The 15,848-nt window shown below is 38.8% G+C and carries 17 protein-coding genes and 1 pseudogene; 15 read left to right on the forward strand and 3 right to left on the reverse strand.

The window, feature by feature from the left end:
- Window positions 1-34: 34 nt before the first annotated feature.
- Window positions 35-868: a DNA ligase gene (locus tag AB1A03_RS12340; protein ID WP_354624938.1), complete on the reverse strand. Its 834-nt coding sequence runs from the start codon at window positions 866-868 to the stop codon at window positions 35-37.
- A gap of 103 nt (window positions 869-971) precedes the next feature.
- Entirely contained in the window at window positions 972-1,823 is an 852-nt protein-coding gene (gene nadC, locus AB1A03_RS12345) for a carboxylating nicotinate-nucleotide diphosphorylase (RefSeq protein ID WP_354624939.1), read from the reverse strand.
- Between the two features lie 163 nt (window positions 1,824-1,986).
- Between nadC and coaE the strand changes: the two genes are divergently transcribed.
- From coaE to AB1A03_RS12365, 4 genes are all read left to right on the forward strand, one after another.
- A complete protein-coding gene (gene coaE / locus AB1A03_RS12350; protein WP_354625304.1) occupies window positions 1,987-2,550 on the forward strand; it encodes a dephospho-CoA kinase in 564 nt (187 codons plus the stop codon).
- Window positions 2,551-2,618: 68 nt separating this feature from the next.
- A complete protein-coding gene (gene zapD / locus AB1A03_RS12355; protein ID WP_354624940.1) occupies window positions 2,619-3,350 on the forward strand; it encodes a cell division protein ZapD in 732 nt (243 codons plus the stop codon).
- Window positions 3,351-3,365: 15 nt separating this feature from the next.
- Window positions 3,366-3,554: a DNA gyrase inhibitor YacG gene (yacG, locus tag AB1A03_RS12360; protein ID WP_354624941.1), complete on the forward strand. Its 189-nt coding sequence runs from the start codon at window positions 3,366-3,368 to the stop codon at window positions 3,552-3,554.
- An 18-nt stretch (window positions 3,555-3,572) separates the two neighbouring features.
- Window positions 3,573-3,917 carry a HopJ type III effector protein gene (locus tag AB1A03_RS12365; protein WP_354624942.1) on the forward strand — a complete coding sequence of 115 codons (345 nt, stop codon included), beginning with the start codon at window positions 3,573-3,575 and terminating at the stop codon, window positions 3,915-3,917.
- A 58-nt stretch (window positions 3,918-3,975) separates the two neighbouring features.
- Here the strand turns inward: AB1A03_RS12365 and yciH are convergent, their stop codons facing one another.
- On the reverse strand, window positions 3,976-4,302 hold the full coding sequence (gene yciH / locus AB1A03_RS12370; protein ID WP_354624943.1) for a stress response translation initiation inhibitor YciH: 327 nt from the start codon (window positions 4,300-4,302) through the stop codon (window positions 3,976-3,978).
- Window positions 4,303-4,508: 206 nt separating this feature from the next.
- Here yciH and AB1A03_RS12375 point away from each other — a divergent pair, with 206 nt between their 5' ends.
- The 11 genes and pseudogenes from AB1A03_RS12375 to rpsO all read left to right on the forward strand — a co-directional run bounded on the left by AB1A03_RS12375 (window position 4,509) and on the right by rpsO (window position 15,796).
- Window positions 4,509-4,736, forward strand: a complete 228-nt coding sequence (locus tag AB1A03_RS12375) for a FeoA family protein (RefSeq protein ID WP_354625305.1) — start codon at window positions 4,509-4,511, stop codon at window positions 4,734-4,736.
- Entirely contained in the window at window positions 4,733-7,018 is a 2,286-nt protein-coding gene (gene feoB, locus AB1A03_RS12380; RefSeq protein WP_354624944.1) for a Fe(2+) transporter permease subunit FeoB, read from the forward strand. The genes AB1A03_RS12375 and feoB overlap by 4 nt, the downstream gene beginning before the upstream one ends.
- A complete protein-coding gene (locus tag AB1A03_RS12385) occupies window positions 7,018-7,248 on the forward strand; it encodes a FeoC-like transcriptional regulator (RefSeq protein ID WP_354624945.1) in 231 nt (76 codons plus the stop codon). Before feoB ends, AB1A03_RS12385 begins: the two co-directional genes overlap by 1 nt.
- A gap of 112 nt (window positions 7,249-7,360) precedes the next feature.
- A pseudogene (gene rlmN / locus AB1A03_RS12390) lies at window positions 7,361-8,478 on the forward strand (dual-specificity RNA methyltransferase RlmN).
- 132 nt (window positions 8,479-8,610) lie between these two features.
- Entirely contained in the window at window positions 8,611-9,396 is a 786-nt protein-coding gene (pilW, locus tag AB1A03_RS12395) for a type IV pilus biogenesis/stability protein PilW (RefSeq protein WP_354624946.1), read from the forward strand.
- Window positions 9,389-10,387, forward strand: coding sequence for a RodZ domain-containing protein (locus tag AB1A03_RS12400; protein ID WP_354624947.1), 999 nt, complete (start codon window positions 9,389-9,391; stop codon window positions 10,385-10,387). The genes pilW and AB1A03_RS12400 overlap by 8 nt, the downstream gene beginning before the upstream one ends.
- 52 nt (window positions 10,388-10,439) lie before the next feature.
- On the forward strand, window positions 10,440-11,549 hold the full coding sequence (ispG, locus tag AB1A03_RS12405) for a flavodoxin-dependent (E)-4-hydroxy-3-methylbut-2-enyl-diphosphate synthase (RefSeq protein WP_354624948.1): 1,110 nt from the start codon (window positions 10,440-10,442) through the stop codon (window positions 11,547-11,549).
- A 429-nt stretch (window positions 11,550-11,978) separates the two neighbouring features.
- Entirely contained in the window at window positions 11,979-13,196 is a 1,218-nt protein-coding gene (locus AB1A03_RS12410) for an ammonium transporter (protein ID WP_354624949.1), read from the forward strand.
- 98 nt (window positions 13,197-13,294) lie between these two features.
- Window positions 13,295-13,921 (forward strand): uracil phosphoribosyltransferase, encoded by a 627-nt coding sequence (gene upp, locus AB1A03_RS12415; protein WP_354624950.1) that lies wholly within the window; start codon window positions 13,295-13,297, stop codon window positions 13,919-13,921.
- Between the two features lie 32 nt (window positions 13,922-13,953).
- The gene (locus tag AB1A03_RS12420; protein ID WP_354624951.1) at window positions 13,954-15,237 is read left to right on the forward strand and encodes a uracil-xanthine permease family protein; all 1,284 of its coding nucleotides are present in this window, start codon (window positions 13,954-13,956) and stop codon (window positions 15,235-15,237) included.
- A gap of 289 nt (window positions 15,238-15,526) precedes the next feature.
- Window positions 15,527-15,796, forward strand: coding sequence for a 30S ribosomal protein S15 (gene rpsO, locus AB1A03_RS12425; RefSeq protein ID WP_354624952.1), 270 nt, complete (start codon window positions 15,527-15,529; stop codon window positions 15,794-15,796).
- Window positions 15,797-15,848: the final 52 nt, after the last annotated feature.

A 15,848-nucleotide genomic window follows, 5' to 3' on the forward strand; every position in this document is an offset into this window, starting at 1 on the left:
GTGGGGCCGTCTCGCTGTTTTATGTAGAAAAACTTTAAAAATTTTCTCTAATTCTCATATAGCTAGCAAAACGAGGAATGTTATTATCCGTTTTGCCCATGTATTTATAGGTGATCATCGCTCCAATCGGTGGGGGATTTTCGCGCTCTGTGTCGGAAAATCCAGTGCCAATTTTAAAGATGGCACCCTCGCTGTTTTTAACCAGTATTGAGCCTAATTTACCGGCGTATTTGCCCTGTCCAGGAACATGTTGCAACACAACGGCTTCATCATCTTGATATTGTTTTAACTTCATTAAATCTTGGCTGCGTTTAGCTTGGTACAAAGCTGTACCTTTATGCAACATTAACCCCTCTCCACCACCAGATAAGACTTGCTCGAGCATTTGTTGTAATTGCTGATTATTTTGTACTTTTTGTTGTGGGATCATTTTAAGATAAGGTGATGAGCTGTTAGCGATAATTTTTTCCATATTATCAATGCGCTGAGTAAAGTTTAATGGGGAGGTAGGAAGGTCAAATATCATAAAAGAGACACGTTTCCATTCACTATTTATGGGATAATGTTTGCGCACAACAGAGGCTACTGTTTGAAATTGATTACGTCCAATCCAAAGTTCACCGTCTAATGGTACAGAGGGAAAATCGTTAGTGAACCAAGCAGGCGCATTATATACATTACCCTGTCGTGATATAAGTTGTTTACCATCCCAATATGCACGAAAGCCATCAAGTTTTTCACTCACCCAATATTCTGTAATATCAATATCTTCATGATAAATTGTTGCGAGTTGAATAGGTGGGGGCGGCATCGCGTGCAGTAATGAACAAAAAAACAAGGCAAAATATACTGTCAACCGAGTAAACATAAAGATACTTCCTAAAATGCAGGGCTATAAAATGTGATTTTAGGAAGTTTTTCTGCAATTTTCAATTATTCAAAGTGTTACTGTGAACTCAAACGATAACGCGCTATTCAATAAAACGCATCGATAGATCAATTGCTTGTACATGTTTGGTAAGCGCGCCAACGGAAATAAAGTCAACCCCAGTTTGTGCATAGGATAGGATGGTTTTACGGTTAACGTTACCTGATACTTCTAAGTCGGCTTTGTGGCTTCTGCTGTTATTGATAGCAACAGCTTCAACCATCATCGGAATAGTAAAATTATCGAGCATGATACGCTGTGCGCCTGCATCCAATGCCTGCTTTAGCTCGTCAATGCTTTCAACTTCCACTTCAACCCAACGTTCTGGATGTTGTTCTCTTGCCACCGCGACAGCTTCAGCAATGCCACCGCAAGCTAAAATATGATTTTCTTTAATTAAATAGGCATCAAACAGCCCTAAACGATGATTAACCCCACCGCCGCAAAGTACCGCATATTTCGACGCATTGCGTAAACCCGGTAGAGTTTTACGTGTATCGAGTAATTTACATTTTGTTTCTGCGATTAAGTCTATATAGAGTTTTACTTTGCTGGCAATTCCAGAGAGTGTCTGAATAAAATTAAGTGCAGTGCGCTCACCGGTTAATAATGTGCGAGCGGGTCCTTCAAGATAGAATAGTTTGCTATTGGCCGGGACAAAATCACCATCTTTAACCAACCACGTTATTTTTACTTGGTTACCGAGTTGCCTAAACACTTCTTGCGTCCATGCTTGACCACAAAAAACAGCATCTTCACGTGTGATGACAAGGGCTTTGGCTTGCTTATCTTGAGGAATTAAGTTTGCTGTAATATCTCCTTCTGTGGCTGGTAAGCCATTTAAATCTTCATGCAAGGCGATTCTTACGCTTTCCGCTATTTCACTTCCAACCATGCTTTGTTCCCATTAAATAATAAATAATAATAAATATTACCTTCAATACCTTGTTAATAGCAATGATCTCAAACGAGAACTCTTATAAAATAGTTGTTTGTGATTAAATAGGAGTGCGTATGACAGTAATTATCGGCTTAACTGGCGGAATAGGAAGTGGTAAATCGACTGTTTCTGCTTTTTTTCTGCGTTAAATGTTACGGTTATTGATGCCGATATACTTGCTCGCGAAGTTGTTGCTAAAGGGCAACCGGCATTAATTTCAATAGAACAACATTTTGGGCGTGAAATTTTAATAGAAGGTGAATTAAATCGCGCACTATTACGTGAGATTATTTTTCACGATGCAGAGCAAAAAAAATGGCTAGAAGCCTTATTACATCCTTTAATTCGTCATAAAATCTCACAGCAACTTGCACAATCAACAGGACGTTATATTTTATTAGAAGCACCTTTATTGTTTGAAAATAAATTAGATGATCTGACCGATTATAATTTGGTGGTAGATATTGAGCCTGAGCTACAGGTGTTACGTGCAAGCCGACGTGATGATGTTTCAGCGGAGCAGATTAAAGTGATTGTAGCGTCGCAAATTAGTCGCGAGAAACGTTTAAAGCAGGCTGACTTTGTGATCAATAATAGTGACAAATCACTTAATGAATTAAAAAATAGCGTGCTAGATTTAGACAAGCGTTTTAATTTTTTACAAAAGAAAGAAAATTGCTGATGTTTTTTTTCCTGTTTACTTGTTTTTACTGTAGGATTAATGCTTTATGACCAATATAAATAGAAAAAATGATCGCTTTTGAATACCCTTTAAATGAAAAAATCCGTAGTTATCTACGATTTGAATTTCTTTTTTTACAAATTAATGAGACTAGTCAGTTTGCTAATCATAGTGATATGACTGCCTTTTTCAAAAATCTATTTGATCTTCTTGAATTAATTGAGCGATGCGATATCCGCCATGATTTAATTAAAGATTTACGGCAGCTTTCAGGGCAAATGAAGGAATGGTTAAGTCTAGATCAAGTCGACCATCAAGCTGTATCGACAATGATTGCTGAGATAGAAGAGCTGGTCATTAATCTATCAAATATGCCTAAGCAGTTGCGTTATTTTAAAACTAACCGTTTTTTAACCTCGCTTAAACAGCGCTTTTCAATCCCAAGTGGTACTTGTAACTTTGATTTACCACAGTTTCATTTCTGGATGAATAGTGAGTTATCGCAACGCCAGCAAGATGCACAAAAGTGGTTAAGTCATTTTGTGAATTTAGATAAAGCACTCTCTCTATTTTTAAAAATGAAACGTTCACAGGGCGTGGCGAGTGACTTAATTGCACAAAATGGTTTTTATCAAGGTGAGGTAGAAAATTGCTCCTTTGTTATTATTAATGTAGCAAAAAATCAGGCTGTCTATCCGATGATTAGTGGTCATAAAAATCGTTATGCGATCCGTTTTATGAATGCGGATATTGAAAATCATCGCGCTGAAAATGTTTCATTTCAGCAGATTTGTTGCTGATATAGGTGAGTAAAAATGAAAGTTAATTGCCCAACGTGTAAAAAAGAAGTTGAATGGAGTAAAGAAAATATTTATCGACCCTTTTGTTGTAAGCGTTGTCAACTAATTGACCTTGGTGAATGGGCTAATGAAGAAAAACGCATTAAAGGTGAGCCGGCTGACCCTGAGCAGATTAAACCTGACAACACCATCTACTTTGATTAAGTACGGAGATTTTTTTGTATGCTATTAACTGAGTTTTTAGATAAATTGACAACACAGCCCGAGGCTATCGAATTTAGTGATACGATGGATGTGATCGATAATACCTATAATTTTACTGCAACAGCATTCACGAATGGTTTGCAAGTTAATGCCGCAGAAGAGAATTCTGGCTCATGTAAACTCTTTTCTTTTGCTAAATTACAAGGATTGAATGAGTCACAAACCTTAGCGTGCTTTGGGCATTATTATCGCGAACATGTATTGCAACATCCCGAGGCGAAGGATCATCAAAACATTCGTCAATTTATAATTAATGGTTGGTCTGCTATCCATTTTTCTGGGCAGGCGTTAACTAAGAAATAATTCGTTTTATAAAGCAGTAACAGCTTTGTGTATTGCAAATCTGTTACTGTCACTCACATTAGCTTCCTGCCAATTTAACTTGATAGCCTTTTTTTTCTAATAGTGTTTTCACGAGATCACGTTGATCGCCTTGTATTTCAATCACGAAATCTTTGACACTGCCACCCGTTCCGGTTCGTGTTTTTATCTCTTTAGCTAATAGTTTTAATGCTTTTTCATCCAAAGAGAGTCCTTTAATAAGCATCACACCCTTACCTTTTCGACCTTTAGTTTCGCGGTGGATACGAATGATGCCGTCGCCTGCAGGTGCGCTTTTCTTTTCTTTAGGTTTGTCTATTTTTCCACCGTCAGTGGAGTAAACAAGGTTAAGTTCGCTGAAGTCCATAATAAATTCCAAAAATTACTTTTCGGTTAGTTTAGCAGAGCATAATCTAATTGATAACGTAAATAATCCTAAAAATTCCCTGAATAAAAGTAGGTATATAAAATTAAATTTGATCTAGAGCATTGTTTATCGCGAATATTTGCCTTATTATTATGTAAATGATAATTATTAACAACAACTGGTTGTTACATTAGGAAATACAATGGATCTTATCTGAGCTTAAAGTTGGCCAAATTGCGCATATTACAAGTTTGCAAGATATTCAGCCAGCTATGCGTAAAAAATTACTTAATTTAGGTTTTTTGCCCAGAGCAGAGGTACAGTTATTACGGATAGCGCCAATGGGCGATCCGATTGTGATCCGCTGTGCAAATAGTTCTATTGCGTTACGTAAAAATTTACTTAAGCAGATTAAAGTGGAGGTGTTGTCATGAGTTTAACAATTGCAACGATTGGTAACCCCAACTCAGGAAAGACGACGTTATTTAATGCACTCACCGGTGCCAATCAGCGTGTTGGTAATTGGAGTGGTGTCACTGTTGAAAAGAAAACGGGACATTTTAAATTAGCAGATGATTCGTTAATTACCGTGGTTGATCTGCCTGGCATCTACAATCTTGATTATGATAGTGAAGGTAGCTCTTTGGATGAGTGTGTTGCCTTCGATTATGTTATGCATAACTCGCCAGATATTGTTATTAATGTTATCGATGCTAGTTGTTTAGAGCGCAGCTTATATTTAACACTACAACTTAAAGAACTTGGGCTACCTGTTGTGGTTGTATTTAATAAAATGGATGTTGCAGAAAAAAAACAATTAGTAATCAACGAAAAAATGATAGCTAAGGAGTTAGGGTGTCCAGTTATTAGCTTATCTGCACATGATCAAGTTGCGGTTAATAAACTAAAAGCAAGATTACCCGCATTACAGCAACAGATCTCAACGGCAGCGATTGCATTAGATTATGGGCAATCTTTAGAGCCGGTTATTGAGCATGTGTCGACGCTCTTTGCGAGTATTGAACATAGGTTAGAAGATCGTGCTCTAGCGATAAAAGTATTAGAAAATGACGCGAATATTATGCAACTTTTTTCTGCCGAAAAATTGCAAGAAATAGTGCGTGCTAAACAAAGTTTGCCGATTGATATTGATTTACAAATAGCCGATACAAGGTATAGCTTTATTTATCAATTGTCTCAACAAGCTGTCCGTATGCAAGGGCATTTGGGGCGGAGTCTGACGGAAAAAATTGATGCATTAACCTTAAATAGATTTACGGGTATCCCTTTCTTTCTATTTGTGATGTATTTAATGTTTATGTTCTCTATTAATATCGGCAGTGCATTTATTGATTTCTTTGATATTACCTCCGGTGCTATTTTTGTAGATGGGAGTGCACAGTTACTGGCTAACCTTGCTGCACCGGAATGGTTAATTAATGTTTTATCCTATGGTGTTGGTAACGGCATACAAACGGTGATGACATTTATACCTGTTATTGCTTGTTTATATCTTTTTTTAGCGATTCTTGAAAGTTCGGGTTATTTAGCGCGCGCTGCATTTGTTATCGATAGAGCGATGCAATGGATAGGGCTGCCAGGCAAATCCTTTGTCCCTATGATTGTTGGCTTTGGTTGTACTGTTCCTGCTGTTATGGCTGCTAGAACATTAGAAAAAGAGCGCGAGCGTTTACTGACGGTTATTATGTCACCTTTTATGTCCTGTGGTGCGCGCTTACCTGTATATGCTTTATTTGCGAGTGCGTTTTTTCCTGAAAGTGGTCAAAATGTTGTCTTTCTACTCTATTTAATAGGGATTATCGTTGCTGTACTCACTGGCTATGTATTAAGCCGCACGATTTTACCCGGTAAAAGTGAAAATTTATTTCTAGAATTACCCGATTATGAAGTACCAACTTTAAAAAACACATTGATTAAAACATGGCAAAAGTTAAAAAACTTTGTGTTAGGGGCGGGGCAAACCATCGTGATTGTTGTCGCTTTGCTTAATGTTATCAATTCTGTTGGTGTTGATGGTAGTTTTGGTCATCAAGGTAGTGATCAATCTTTATTGAGTAAAGGAGCTCAGTTTGTGACCCCTGTATTATCTCCACTAGGTATCACTAATGATAACTGGCCTGCAACGGTGGGCATCGTTACTGGATTGTTCGCTAAAGAAGCGATTGTCGGGACACTAAATAATTTATATTTAACACAGGCAATAGAAACCACATCAGATGTCACTTTGCTTGAAAAGTTTAATCAAGCTTTACAGACCATTCCTGAAAATTTATTAAATATTAATATTAGCGATCCGTTAGGTTTAGATGTTGGTGATGTGGCTGATCTATCCGTAGCCGCTGAAGACCAAGGGGTAGATCTGGCAATTTATAGCAATATTCAGGCATCATTTGTCACTCAAGAAGCCGCTTTTGCCTATTTATTATTTATCCTATTATATGCACCATGTGCTGCAGCTATGGGGGCGATTGTTCGTGAGGTTGGTGGTCAATGGGCTAAATTTATCGCTCTATGGAGCACTGGAATTGCCTATATTGTATCGGTTTCCTATTATCAATTAGCGACTTTTACACTGCAACCAAGCATGAGTTTAGTCTATCTTTTTGTTTCAATGTTTATTGTTTTAAGTATGTTGTACACCTTGAAGCGGAAAGGTAATGTGCTTGCCAATATACAAGTAAAACAGGCTGAATAATGATTTTACAATCACTTAATGACTATATTAAAGCGGCTAAAAGAGTAGATGAGGCGGTGCTACTTAAGCACTTTCGTTTAACTCAAGAGGGGCTAGCCCCGATGATGGCTGTGTTGTTAAAACGTGGTTATATTCAAAAAACGATTAACCAACGTGGTGCTAAATTAACACCTATTATTTATTACAGTTATGTGCAAGTGGCGCAAATTCCTACGTTAACAGTGATTTAAATAAATATGGGTATTGTACAGGATAAAGCGCACGCTTTGACTGGCTATATCCTTTTATACTTTGTACAATCCCTTTCCAATTTTGCCCCCATTTTGTTGTAACGAGGCTTCCATGAGTATTAAAAAAGTAAACCTATTAGATTTAAACCGCGAAGGTTTACGTGCGTTTTTTGTTGAACTAGGCGAGAAACCGTTCCGCGCTGAACAGGTAATGAAGTGGATTTATCATTTTGGTTGTGATGATTTTGATTTAATGAGTAATATTAATAAAACATTACGTGAGAAATTAAAAGTGCGGGCGGAAATTAGAGCGCCAGAGATAAAAGTGGAGCAACGTAGTAGCGACGGTACGATAAAATGGGCGATGACTGTCGGCGATCAAGATGTTGAAACTGTCTATATTCCAGAAAAAGATCGCGCAACACTTTGTGTTTCTTCACAAGTAGGCTGTGCATTAGCCTGTAATTTCTGCTCTACGGCGCAACAGGGATTTAATCGTAATTTAGCGGTGTCTGAAATTATTGGCCAAGTATGGCGAGCCGCGAAAGTGGTTGGTGTGATGGGTGAAAGTGGCAAGCGCCCAATTACTAATGTGGTGATGATGGGGATGGGGAACCATTGTTGAATCTTAATAATGTTATCCCTGCAATGGAGTTGATGCTCGATGACTTTGGCTACGCACTCTCTAAACGTCGCGTCACGGTATCAACCTCTGGCGTTGTTCCTGCTTTGGATATTTTAGGGGATAGAATCGACGTTGCTTTAGCTATTTCGTTGCATGCTGCAAATGATAAATTACGCTCTGAAATGATGCCGATTAATGATAAGTATAACATTGCTGATTTTTTAGCGGGTGTTAAACGTTATATTGATAAGTCAAATGCGAATCGAGGCAAGGTTACGGTTGAGTATTTATTGTTAGATCACTATAACGACTCAACGGATCAAGCTCATGAATTGGCGCATTTACTTAAAGATACACCCTGTAAAATTAATTTGATTCCATTTAACCCATTTCCAGATAATGAATATAAAAAACCAAGCAATAGCCGCGTTGATCGTTTTAATAAGGTGCTCATGGAATATGGCTACACGGTTATTGTTCGTAAGACGCGTGGTGATGATATTGATGCTGCTTGTGGTCAATTAGTTGGCGATGTTATTGATCGTACGAAACGTACCATGAAGAAACGTCAAAAGGGTGAAAATATTGTAATTTCTGATGCTTAAATGATACTAAGTAGATGATCGATATTCAATAACGGTGAAAAAACGGATGCAAGCGGGGGCAATATCGTTCACAATGGTATTACTACTGTGTTATGCAAAATGCGTATTTCAGGGATAGTTATTGAGGAATATATGCACCAATTTTTTATGCTCATTTCATGTTTGTTTTTACTGTCCGCTTGTGTCTCCAGTGAAACATCGGTGACAACCAGTAATGGTGGAAGTGGACAGCCACAGGTTTTTGATCCGCAAGCCGCTGCTGATACTCGCATTAAATTAGCGCTGCTTTATCTACAAAAAAATGATATGCAGCAAGCGAAAAAAAATATTGAAAAGGCATTAGAATATCAACCGAATGATGCCAATATTTATCGTGTTTTTGCATATTATTACCAGCGAGTCAATGAAGATCAAAAGGCCGAAGAGTTATATAAAAAATCCCTCTCAATGGACTCTAAAAATCCTGATACCTATAATAATTATGGTACTTTTTTATGTGAAAAAGCACGTTATGCTGAGGCTGAAAAAGCATTTCTTACTGCGGTTAAACAAAGTAGTTACACCAATGTGGCGAATACCTATGAAAATGCGGGTACCTGTGCAGAAAAGGCTGGCGATATCAATAAGGCGCTTTTTTATTATCAATACGCAATATCGCATAACCCGAATAAATACTATCTAAATTTGTATTTGGCAAAGTTTAATATTACTTTAAAAAACTTTACAGAAGCACGTCTAAATCTGTTTAATTATCAGAAAAAAAATAAAGCTTCGCCTGAATTGTTGTGGCAATTAATCCGTTTGAGTTATGCAACGGAAAAAAGTGCCACTCTTAATAAATACGCCGGGGAATTATTAAATCAATTCCCTGATTCTCAACAAGCCTTAGATTATTTAAATCATGAGTACTATGAATAACCAAGAGCAAGCTATTATCGTACCACTTGGCCAGGCATTAAAAGATGCTCGAATAGTGGCATCCTTAAGCGTTGATGATGTCGCTGAGAAGTTGAATCTGAGTGCTAGCACCGTGCTAAATATTGAAAATGAATTGGATGTGACCATTGATTCTGATAAATATCCAAGTATCTATTTACGTGGTTACATTGTCAATTATGGCAAACTGGTTGGCCTGCATGACTTAAGTGCTTTTGCTGAGTTTAAAAAGCTGACCGAGCACCATAAATATACATTTCAAGCTCCGCAGCGAAAGCCGCCAAGAAAAAATAAGCGCAGAGTTACTTGGTTATTGTTGCTGGCGACTATTGTGTTCATTACGCTTTATTGGTTTGCTGATCAACAGGGACTATTTACTGATAATACCCCTATCGAGAATAAAACCGAAAATGCAACGATGAAAATTGATAGTGCGCCAAGCGATGAAGATATTCAACACTCTGCCGCAGAGGAAACTTTGATAGTCGAAAATGCTGAGCAAACAGAAGAGACGTCGGCGGCACAAGAAAGTCAATTAAATAGCGATAATATAGAGGAAGCTGTTGAGCCAGATGAGAGTGATAGTTCTACTCAAAGCATGGATGACGAGTTAGATATACCTGCTGTTTCTAATGGTGTTGAACCTGAGTCTACGCTTGATAAAAGCGTATTAGAAAATGGTGTTAGTGAATCGCTGTCGACTATAAATACAACGACGCTTGATGATACGATGATCGGTCAAGAGAGATTGACGTTGACCTTCTCTAAAGATTGCTGGACGGAAATATTTGATGCAAACAATAAGCGTTTAGCATTTAATTTATATAAAAAAGGGGCGCAATTAAACCTTATTGGTGTTGCCCCATTTAAATTGAAATTAGGTGACCCAGCGGCGGTTGAGATACAATATCAAGGTGAAATCGTTGATGGTCAGTTTAAAAGTGGCCGCACTACGCGATTTACTATTCCATAAAAGCTGCCACGAGCAATAGATCCGCTGAACATAGCAAAGAGTAAAAACTATTATGAGTCATTCTTCTTCAATTATTCGTCGAGTTTCAAAACAGATCATGGTTGGTAATGTACCCGTTGGAGGTAATGCACCGATCTCTGTGCAGTCTATGACAAATACATTAACCACCGATGTAGCTGCAACTGTTGCGCAAATTAAGCGCTTAGAGGCGGTCGGTGCAGATATTGTTCGCATCTCCATTCCTACTATGAATGCAGCAGAGGCATTTAAAGAGATTAAAGCGCAAACCAATATTGCATTGGTGGCTGATATTCACTTTGATTATCGCATTGCTTTAAAGGTTGCTGAATATGGCGTCGATTGTTTACGGATTAATCCGGGTAATATAGGTAATGAGCAGCGCATCCGCAGTGTTGTTGATTGTGCTCGTGATAAAAACATACCTATTCGTATCGGTGTCAATGGTGGCTCATTAGAAGCTGATATCCAAGAAAAATATGGCGAGCCAACAGCACAAGCATTAGTTGACTCAGCGCTACGCCATGTGGATATTTTGGATCGCCTTAATTTTGATCAATTCAAAGTGAGCGTTAAAGCATCCGATGCATTATTAGCGGTTGAATCGTATCAGCTGCTCGCAAAACAAATTATTCAGCCATTACATTTAGGAATTACCGAAGCTGGCGGATTACGTAGTGGGTCAGTGAAATCAGCGGTAGGTCTAGGAATGTTACTGGCACAGGGGATTGGTGATACTTTGCGTGTTTCTTTAGCTGCTGATCCTGTTGAAGAAATCAAAGTCGGTTTTGATATTTTAAAATCACTGCGTATTCGTAGTCGTGGTATTAATTTTATCGCATGCCCAACCTGTTCCCGACAAGAATTTGATGTCATTGCAACGGTAAATGCACTGGAACAGCGCTTAGAAGATATTATTACTCCTATTGATGTTTCTATCATTGGTTGTGTTGTCAATGGACCTGGTGAAGCTTTAATTTCAGATTTAGGTATCACAGGTGGTAAAAATAAGAGCGGGTTTTACGAAGATGGTGTGCGTCAACGCGATCGATTTGATAACGACAAAGTCATTGAACAGCTTGAAGCGAAGATTAGAGCGCGGGTAAGCCGCTTAGATCCTAATCAGCTTATTGCTAAAGGTTAGTCGTTACCTAAACGTGAGTTTGACCGTTAACGTCTATAAATAAAAATGGCAGCTTTCTACAAGTTGCCGTTTTTGTATGCCACAGAGAAATATACCCGGGCTACTTCAAGGGGCCAAGTTTACAAGAATGCCCATCATATTATGTAGATTGGTATTACCCTCAAAAAATGACGACCAATTACCTCATGTTGTACTTTGATCTGCTATTTGAACTGGTAGCTGAGCAAGCACCTTGAGGTGGCATGGGGAAAAATAGATAGAAAATTCGCATTAAACAATAAGTTTCTATCATTTTTTTATCGTTAAATTTGTTGTTTTTAATCATTTTTTGTCGTCTTTTGTACTAGATCGGATAAAAGTATTTTTAATTTTACGGCGGATAAGTTAATGTTCTGACCAATTTTAATTTACTTTATTCATGAGGAAAGAATGGAATCTATTCAAAATCACGTGAGTGCACTCGTTAGTAGTGCGGATACCCTATTTATTTTACTAGGGGCAATCATGGTTTTCGCCATGCATGCTGGCTTTGCATTTTTAGAGGTGGGGACTGTTCGCCATAAAAACCAAGTTAATGCATTAGTAAAAATCATGTCAGATTTTGGCGTCTCTGCCTTGGTGTATTTTTTCTTTGGTTACTGGTTGGCCTATGGGGTAACTTTCTTTGATAGTGCATCTGTACTGGCGCAAAACAATGGTTATGAGTTAGTTAAGTTTTTCTTTTTAATGACATTTGCCGCTGCTATACCGGCAATTATTTCTGGTGGAGTTGCTGAGCGAGCCAAATTTAACCCGATGTTAATTGCTGCAGCACTCTGTGTTGGCATTGTATATCCATTATTCGAAGGTTTGATTTGGAATGGGAATTGGGGATTTCAAGCTTGGTTAGAAAGTAGTTTTGGTGCCGCTTTCCATGATTTTGCTGGCTCAATTGTTGTTCACGCTGTAGGTGGATGGATTGCTTTCGCTGCTATTATTGTTTTAGGTAGCCGTAATGGTCGTTATCGTGGTGGTAAAGTCGTTGCATTTGCACCTTCTAATATCCCATTACTAGCATTAGGCGCTTGGATCCTCTCTGTCGGTTGGTTTGGCTTCAATGTGATGTCAGCACAGGCCATCGAAGGTATTAGTGGTTTAGTTGCCATGAACTCATTAATGGCGATGGTTGGGGGAATAATTAGTTCTTTGGTTATTGGTAAAAAAGACCCCGGTTTTATTCATAATGGCCCCTTGGCGGGATTAGTCGCTGTTTGCGCAGGATCTGATATTATGCATCCTATTGGTGCGCTAATGACTGGGCTTATTGCCGGCGGCCTATTTGTTTGGCTATTTACCTATGTACAAAATAAATTTGCCCAGTTTGATGATGTGCTAGGTGTCTGGCCATTACACGGTGTTTGTGGCTTATGGGGCGGCATCGCTGCGGGTATTTTCGGTTTAGAAAGTTTTGGTGGTATCGGGGGCGTGAGCTTCATAAGCCAGTTGCTTGGGTCGATTGTTGGTGTCCTATTTGCGGTAGTTGGCGGTTTTGTCGTCTATAAATTAGTCAATCAATTCGCGCCGCTACGTATGTCTGAAGAAGAAGAGTTTAACGGCGCCGACCTTTCTGTCCACCAAATCGGTGCAACAAATTTAAATAATAACTAAGTTGGTTTTACTTAATCAAAAGAAAGGGCAACAGCGTAATCTGTATGCCCTTTTTTTATTTTTAATAAGATATTGAGTCATTTAATTAAGAGGTAAGTATGCAAGTATTTGAAGTTAAGCACCCATTAATTCAACACAAATTAGGTTTAATGCGTAAGGGGGATATCAGTACTAAACATTTTCGTGAATTAGCACGCGAAGTTGCCAGCTTACTGACCTATGAGGCAACCAAAAATCTTGAGTTGGAAACCGTTACTATTGATGGTTGGGACGGAGAGATTGAAGTACAACAAATTCAAGGTAAGAAGGCAACGGTCGTGCCGATTTTACGCGCTGGTTTAGGCATGATGGATGGTGTGTTAGAGCATATGCCAAGTGCCAAGGTGAGTGTGGTTGGAATTTACCGTGATGAAGAGACGCTTGAACCTGTCCCTTACTTTCAAAAATTGGTGGGACAGATAGAAGATCGTTTGGCATTAGTCGTCGATCCGATGTTAGCAACAGGTGGCTCGATGATTTCTACATTAGATTTATTGAAAGCGAACGGTTGTAATAACATTAAAGTTTTAGTCTTGGTTGCTGCACCGGAAGGTTTAAAGGCATTAGAGGCTGCACATCCCGATGTGGAGTTATACACTGCTTCAATTGACGACCACTTGAATAAGAAGGGATATATTGTTCCTGGTTTAGGTGATGCGGGCGATAAAATTTTTGGTACTAAATAATAAAAGAGTTTATAACTCTATTGGAGAAAAGTATGTCGGCTAATTCCACCAATGAATTGGAAGAGACGTTGGATGTTCCCGTTGAAGATATTACAAAAAATTTAAGTGTGTTTAAGCAAATTCTCGCTGGTTCACAGATGCTTTTTGTCGCCTTTGGTGCATTGGTGTTGATGCCATTAATCACTGGCCTTGATGCTAATGTCGCACTTTTTACGGCGGGTATCGGTACGCTATTATTTCACATTGTCACTAAAGGTCAGGTGCCTATATTTTTGGCTTCTTCTTTCGCCTTTATTGCACCGATAGCGTTCGGTATACAAACATGGGGTATTCCTGCGACCATGTCCGGTCTATTTGCAGCCGGTGTTGTTTACATGTTAATGGCATATGCGGTTAAGTTGCGCGGTGTGGACTTTATCCATCGTCTATTACCACCCGTCGTCGTTGGACCTGTTATCATGGTTATTGGCTTAGGGCTGGCGCCGCTTGCTGTAAATATGGCATTGGGTAAATCTGGCGATGGCAGTATTGTGTTAGTTGAGCAAAATACGGCGATGATTATTTCGCTCGCTTCGTTATTAACAACATTACTGATTTCCACCATGGCGAAGGGGATTTTCAAATTGATCCCTATCTTCGCAGGGGTTATTGTCGGTTATCTATTATCATTTTTGCTGGGGATTATTGATTTCTCTCCGATTGTTAATGCGCCATGGTTTAGTATGCCTAATTTTGTCGCGCCAGAGTGGAATTGGCATGCGGTCTTATTTTTAATTCCCGTTGCGATTGCGCCTGCTGTTGAGCACGTAGGGGATATTCTTGCTATTAGCAATGTGACGAGAAAAGATTTTCTACAGAAGCCGGGATTACATCGCACACTATTTGGTGATGGTTTAGCTACGAGTGCTGCATCATTGTTTGGTGGTCCACCGAATACAACCTATAGCGAAGTGACTGGTGCCGTGATGTTGACGCGTAATTTTAACCCTAAAATTATGATCTGGGCAGCAGTGATTGCGATATGTTTAGCATTCGTCGGTAAATTTGGGGTTATTTTGCAAACCATTCCCACGGCGGTAATGGGCGGGATCATGATTTTACTTTTTGGTACTATTGCATCGGTAGGCTTAAATACCTTGATTCGTCATCAAGTCGATTTGTCTCACTCGCGCAATTTATGTATTGTCTCTGTGACCTTGGTTTTTGGTATAGGCGGTATGGCATTTGGTTTTGGTAACTTTAGTTTACAGGGTGTTAGCCTTTGTGGTGTGGTTGCTATCGCTTTAAATTTACTGCTACCTAAAATGAAATCCTAGTAGAGAATCACGCGATTATTATTTTTTTTGCACTGTTTGCCTTTGGCAAGTGGTGCTTTTTTTTGTCCGACGGGCGCTGACTCAAATAGAGTGCCGTATCATCCCCCATGTAACCCTATGTGATAGGGTATGATATATTGACTTTTTTATTGATTTAATCATCAATAATGATTGCTTAGTTGCTGAGTTATCCGTATTATGCGCCCTTCACTTTATTGCTGAATTAGTGATCGGCAATAATCATTTAAAATAGGTTAATTCACTTAACCACAAAATACTGGAGTATGTTATGTCACTAAGTGCACAACAGAAAGCTGAAATTGTAGCAAAATTTGGTCGCGCAGAAGGCGATACTGGTTCAACTGAAGTACAAGTTGCATTATACACTGCACAAATCAACCATTTACAAGGTCACTTCAAAGAGCACATCCACGATCATCACAGCCGTCGTGGTCTATTACGTATGGTTAGTCAACGTCGTAAATTACTTGACTACTTAAAGCGTAAAAATGTTGCATCTTACACAGCATTAATCGCAGAATTAGGCCTACGTCGTTAATTCTGAGTTTAAAAAACCTTTTAAAAAGAGCCTATATGGCTCTTTTTTTGTT

The sequence above is a fragment of the Psychromonas sp. MME2 genome (assembly GCF_040566515.1).
Lineage (GTDB): Bacteria > Pseudomonadota > Gammaproteobacteria > Enterobacterales > Psychromonadaceae > Psychromonas.

Excerpts from the sequence above, each read along its gene's own strand:
- AB1A03_RS12340 (WP_354624938.1), bottom strand. The coding sequence starts at position 868 with ATGTTTACTCGGTTGACAGTATATTTTGCCTTGTTTTTTTGTTCATTA.
- nadC (WP_354624939.1), bottom strand. The coding sequence starts at position 1,823 with ATGGTTGGAAGTGAAATAGCGGAAAGCGTAAGAATCGCCTTGCATGAA.
- zapD (WP_354624940.1), top strand. The coding sequence starts at position 2,619 with ATGATCGCTTTTGAATACCCTTTAAATGAAAAAATCCGTAGTTATCTA.
- yacG (WP_354624941.1), top strand. The coding sequence starts at position 3,366 with ATGAAAGTTAATTGCCCAACGTGTAAAAAAGAAGTTGAATGGAGTAAA.
- AB1A03_RS12365 (WP_354624942.1), top strand. The coding sequence starts at position 3,573 with ATGCTATTAACTGAGTTTTTAGATAAATTGACAACACAGCCCGAGGCT.
- yciH (WP_354624943.1), bottom strand. The coding sequence starts at position 4,302 with ATGGACTTCAGCGAACTTAACCTTGTTTACTCCACTGACGGTGGAAAA.
- feoB (WP_354624944.1), top strand. The coding sequence starts at position 4,733 with ATGAGTTTAACAATTGCAACGATTGGTAACCCCAACTCAGGAAAGACG.
- AB1A03_RS12385 (WP_354624945.1), top strand. The coding sequence starts at position 7,018 with ATGATTTTACAATCACTTAATGACTATATTAAAGCGGCTAAAAGAGTA.
- pilW (WP_354624946.1), top strand. The coding sequence starts at position 8,611 with ATGCACCAATTTTTTATGCTCATTTCATGTTTGTTTTTACTGTCCGCT.
- AB1A03_RS12400 (WP_354624947.1), top strand. The coding sequence starts at position 9,389 with ATGAATAACCAAGAGCAAGCTATTATCGTACCACTTGGCCAGGCATTA.
- ispG (WP_354624948.1), top strand. The coding sequence starts at position 10,440 with ATGAGTCATTCTTCTTCAATTATTCGTCGAGTTTCAAAACAGATCATG.
- AB1A03_RS12410 (WP_354624949.1), top strand. The coding sequence starts at position 11,979 with ATGGAATCTATTCAAAATCACGTGAGTGCACTCGTTAGTAGTGCGGAT.
- upp (WP_354624950.1), top strand. The coding sequence starts at position 13,295 with ATGCAAGTATTTGAAGTTAAGCACCCATTAATTCAACACAAATTAGGT.
- AB1A03_RS12420 (WP_354624951.1), top strand. The coding sequence starts at position 13,954 with ATGTCGGCTAATTCCACCAATGAATTGGAAGAGACGTTGGATGTTCCC.
- rpsO (WP_354624952.1), top strand. The coding sequence starts at position 15,527 with ATGTCACTAAGTGCACAACAGAAAGCTGAAATTGTAGCAAAATTTGGT.